The 4414-nt window shown below is 61.4% G+C and carries 3 protein-coding genes; all 3 read right to left on the reverse strand.

The annotated features are described in order from the left end of the window. On the reverse strand, positions 1 to 814 hold an 814-nt coding region (locus HF921_RS10960; protein ID WP_215893807.1), incomplete at its 3' end, for an aldo/keto reductase. After that, positions 811 to 2025: an acetoin utilization protein AcuC gene (locus tag HF921_RS10965; RefSeq protein ID WP_226834506.1), complete on the reverse strand. Its 1215-nt coding sequence runs from the start codon at positions 2023 to 2025 to the stop codon at positions 811 to 813. The genes HF921_RS10960 and HF921_RS10965, both read right to left, overlap by 4 nt. After that, on the reverse strand, positions 2022 to 4414 hold a 2393-nt coding region (locus tag HF921_RS10970), incomplete at its 5' end, for a nitric oxide reductase activation protein NorD (RefSeq protein WP_215893808.1). The genes HF921_RS10965 and HF921_RS10970, both read right to left, overlap by 4 nt.

The raw sequence follows: 4414 nt of genomic DNA on the forward strand, positions 1-4414 counted from the left end.
CCGGCATCAAGGCATTAAAGGGTAACTGTACCACCCTCAGGTGGTGGCGGTTGCCTTGCCCTGCAGCTTTTTCAGCCAGCCCGATAAGACTGGTCAGGGACTGGAACAGGGTATCATCCGTCGCTACCCGGCAGGCATTGAAAGTGGAAATGCCATAATAGCGAATCTTGTTGGCTTGCACCGCCGCTTCAAGCATGGTGAACACGTCGATCAGCTTATCGTACATCGGTCCCTTGCCGATCACCGGGATATGTACCTCCGGCTGATCGATCAGGTAGACATCCAGAGTCTCCAGCCCCATCTGCGTACGCAGGGTATCCAATTGCCAAGCGATATATTCGGGGCTCAGGCAATGGACGCCCTGAGCAAGGTCTGCCTCCTTACCCAGCCCCTTGACCACCACTTTTTCCCGAAAAAAGGTTAGCGGATCTTCGGGGCGTCCGTCGGCGAAGGTCAAAAAACCGCCCTTCCCGACCACAAAAAATTCCTCTCGCTGAATACCGGCCGCCATCGCCTTGGCAATTCCCACCCCGACCGCCCGACCAGCCCGCCCGAAACGATAGTTGGCCCCGGTGTCGATAACGTTGATGCCCGACTGCAAGGCCTGCGCCACAATCGCCGCGACGGCGACATCCGTCACGTCATCCACGGCGCCGGGGAAGGTGCCAACGCCCAGAGAGGACAGTTTGATGCGGGTGTTTAAAAAGTCACTGAAGTGTTCGTCAGCGAGGATTCCAGCGAAGCGCCCCACATAGGCCTTGGTACCGGCACTACTGGCGACCCCCGGAATCAATCCATTTTCCGCAGCATTCACGCGGCGCTACTCCTGTTGGCAAAGAGGGGATGATGGTGCAGCAAAAAATCCAGGCGTTCGCGCAACTCGGCACGCACCGGGCCGGGCCGGGGTGTATCTTGCAATGCCAGGAACTGTTGACCATAGCCCGGTGCGTCTGCATCGTCCAGTTCCCATTCGACCGCCTTGAGCAGCGTTTGCCCGGTAGCGGGCAATTCCGCGGGCAACGAACGCCCCGTTAATATCGCCCAAAGGCCGGTCCAGCAACGCGCCAGGGCAATGGGATGATAACCACCCCCGCCCAACACCAGCAGACGCGGACTTTCCGCCACAATCTGGCGTACGACCTGCCAGAATAGGCCGTTGGAAACCCGGAACTTGCTCAAGGGATCGGGTGCGAGGATATCGGTGCCCGCCTGCAAAACGACGACATCTGGGTCGAAGTGCTGCAAAAGACGGGGCCACAACGCCGCAAAAGCCAGAGCATACTCACTGTCATTCACTTCTTTGGGCAACGGCAGATTAACTGCCAATCCCGGCCAGTCGGTGAGTCTCCCGCCCTGATAGGGATAGGCATAATCCGTATCCATGTGCAGGGAGACCGTCAGCGTGTCGGGGTCTTCCGCAAAGGCCGCCTCCACCCCATCACCGTGGTGGGCATCCATATCCCAGTACAGCACCCGCAAACCGGCACGACGCAAACGCTGGATGGCCAACACAGGATCGTTGAAATAGCAAAAGCCGCGGGCCTGACCCGGTGCGGCATGGTGCATTCCACCCGCGGGGCTGAAGGCGGTTACGCCTTCCAGCACGGCTTCCGCCGCGAGCACGCCGGAACCAGTAGCCAGGGAGGCGGTATCGAAAAAACCGGGGAAATAAGGATTCTCCAGCGTACCCAGCTGATGGCGCCGACGATCGCTGTCCTCCACGCCACCGCGAAACTGGGCACGCTCAAAGGCCTGTATGTAATCTTTGGTATGGAAGCCAAAAAGCTCCCGATGGCTGGCCGGGCGGCCCTGTCGGTATTCTTCCGGCGCCATGGCCCCATAGCTATTGATGAGGTCCAGGGTCAGGGACACCCGCGGAATCGCCAGGGGATGGTTACTCCCATAACTCGCCCGCCGGTAACGCGCCGCCCCGACGAAGACCGCCCGACGGGTCGCGACGCTTTGCGGGCGCAGCATCTCCCGCTCGTTCACTCTGCTGGCAACCGTCTGCGCCTCACCCGTCATGCGCTGTGGCCCCGCAGGCGCAGATAAATCTCCGGCAGACGCGTCGGCAGGCTGTCGATATGGGGCAACACGAGATAGTGCCCCGACCCGAAGACCAGCGGCAGATATTCGCCACCACGCGGGTCGAGACTGATGCAAAAGGCGTGGATACCCAAGTCCTGCGCTTCTTTCACCGCCATGCGCGTATCTTCCTGCAAATAGCGGGAGTCACCGCCATCGTCATAATCGGCCGGACGACCATCCGACAGAATCAGGAGCAAACGTCGCTGCGCCGGACTGCGCAGCATGAGCCGCGAGCTATGGCGGATGGCGGCACCCATGCGCGTCGCCAGCCGCCCAGACAGGCCGCCGAGCAAGGCCCGCGCGCGCGCATCAAATTTGTCGGTGAATCGCTTGATGGGGTAAAGCAAGACCTCGTCGTGATACTTGCTGGCGAATCCGTAAAGGGCAAAAGGATCACCCACTTCCATCAGTGCCTCACCAAAGAGCAGCATTGCCGCGCGCAAGCGATCCACCACCCGCACACCGGAATCTCCAGCCTCCGCCATAATGGAGGTGGACAGATCGGCGAGCAGCAGTACCGAAGTATCTCGCTGTTGCGGTCGCCGTTGCAGGTAGATACCGGCTTTGGGCGAACGCCCGGCGCGCCGCTCCACCACAAACTGCACCGCCGCCTCCAAATCAGGTTCGTCACCCTCGTACTGGCGACGGCGCGGCGCCATCCGCGTCGGCTTCTGTGCCTGCAAGGCCCACTTCAGACGCCTTAACGTGCCGTCATATTCGGCGGCAATGGCGATAGCCTTGGTCTCATCGCGTTCACGCAGGGGACGCTCATGCACCCGCGCCCAGTTCTCTTTATAGCTCTGCTGACGGTAATCCCATTCGCGATAAGGCCAGCCGCCTTCAGGCCCTTGTACCCCGCGACCACTGCCCATGACCTTGGCAGGCATGGGAATACCGACCCCAACCCGCCCACCGGTCCCCTGGATATCCTCAGGGGAAATATCCATATCCGGATCATTGCCTTCTGCCTGTTGCGGGGCCTCTCGCGGCTTTTCCTCATGACCAGCGGCACCCAGCTCACCGCTGCCATCCATCTCCGGAACATCCGTATCGCGCTTCTGGCGCGGATACACCGGTCGTGCCGCATTGGGCGAATGACCGGGCAGATAGGCGCGGGCGCGCTCAGGCAGGGAGATCGGTGGCAAATCCGTCGCCGCATAGAGGGTGAGCGCTGCCCGGAAAGCGTCAACAATACCGGTTTGTGCCGTCATCAACACGGCAAGATCCCCAGGCAATCTTCCGGCCATGGCATCTTCCAGCATGTTCATGGCCGCCTGATAGTAGCACCCGGCAGCCCCCTCCGGCCGGCTGCGCTGATGGGATATCCGCAGCACCCGCGCCAGATAACCAGGCATCTCCCGCTCCAGTGCGCTATCCACACGCAAGTCTTCACAGAGATCGAAAATCAGCTGAAAACGAATCATATCGTCGCCAAACTGGGCGAACAGTGGCCGCCAGGTGATCCGCTGGTCGGGATCCAAAGGCGGATGCTGCACGCCGATTTCGGCAAAAAGGGCATGGATGGCGTCTTGCTCATAGCTCTCGAAGGCCAGATGCGCGCCCGTATGATAGAAGGCCAACAAAGCCTCCTCGCGGTCGGGCATCACCGCCGGCACAAAGAGGCTGCGCCCGTCGGTCTCGACAAAGGCGCGGCCGCCCTCCAGACTCCACTCTCCCTCTTCCAGGGGCAGATGCAGCCCGGTCCAGGCCTGGAGCAGGAGCCCGAAGAGCCGCTTGTGGGTTCCCATACGAAAGCCCGGCAGGACCTCCAACAAAAAGCTGCGCGACTCATCACTCTCCAGCCGGAACCAAGCCTCACCGCGTACCCTTCCCGCCGCCAACACATCACCGCCGCGCCGCGCCCATTCCGCTACCCCCGCCAGACCGCAGATGCCACGCACTTTGGTGGCGCCGTCCAGATACGTCCCCAGCCCCAAACGCCCATTGGCGAGGGAGTCGGCAGGCGTCAACAACGCCCGCAGCCCCTCAACTCCCGCATCGCCGAACAGAATGGCTGCAGGCATCTGGAAATAGGACGCCGCGCTGTCCACATGCCGGTCAATCCAAGCAGCTCCCAAGGCAAACCACAACGCCTCGCCCTCTGCACCCCAACCACGGCGTACCGCACTGGCCTGCGCGAAGAAACCCACCGCCGCCCGAAAGGTGCCGCGCTGACGGAGAAACTGGCGCGCCTGATCCAGCCAGGGGTCCAGGCCTCCGAAGGCCTTTACCAGATCGGCGGTGGCATGGAAAAACGCCTTGCCTGCTTCCCGGTCATAGAAAAACAAATCCCGTCCGGTCTCCAAGTAATGTAATGTTACCGCCT

This window comes from Acidithiobacillus ferriphilus (genome assembly GCF_018854775.1).
In the GTDB taxonomy this organism is placed as follows: Bacteria; Pseudomonadota; Gammaproteobacteria; order Acidithiobacillales; family Acidithiobacillaceae; genus Acidithiobacillus; species Acidithiobacillus ferriphilus.

What these genes read in the sequence shown, in the direction of transcription:
- HF921_RS10965 (WP_226834506.1), bottom strand. Translation starts at nt 2,025, where the DNA reads ATGACGGGTGAGGCGCAGACGGTTGCCAGCAGAGTGAACGAGCGGGAG.